This window comes from Nonlabens antarcticus (assembly GCF_015356755.1).
Lineage (GTDB): Bacteria > Bacteroidota > Bacteroidia > Flavobacteriales > Flavobacteriaceae > Nonlabens > Nonlabens antarcticus.
Map to the genome: position 1 here is coordinate 1 of NZ_JADFCO010000032.1, position 259 is coordinate 259.

1 protein-coding gene is annotated in these 259 nt (G+C 50.2%); it reads right to left on the reverse strand.

Features of this window, described 5'->3' with window-relative positions:
• A partial coding sequence (locus IQ282_RS00120) for a DUF7507 domain-containing protein (RefSeq protein WP_194849926.1) occupies nucleotides 1–259 on the reverse strand: 259 nt, incomplete at both ends.

The following is a 259-nucleotide window of genomic DNA, read 5'->3' on the forward strand; positions in this document are numbered from 1 at the left end:
CAGAGGTATCCGTTACATCCTCACCATCTGGGGAACTTCCCGTAGCTAAAGCTTGGTTCCTTACCGTTCCCGCATCTATGTCAGACTGCTGGATCGTGTAGGTTCCCGTAAACGTAGTACTATCTACTCCACTTGGGCCTGGGGGTAGTGTGGCGATTGGACCACCTGATAAACTACCGTTCGGTGCTACCAACAATGGGTCACTAATCGTTATGTTGCTCAACGTAGTGGCTCCCGTATTGGTCACCGTAAAACTGTA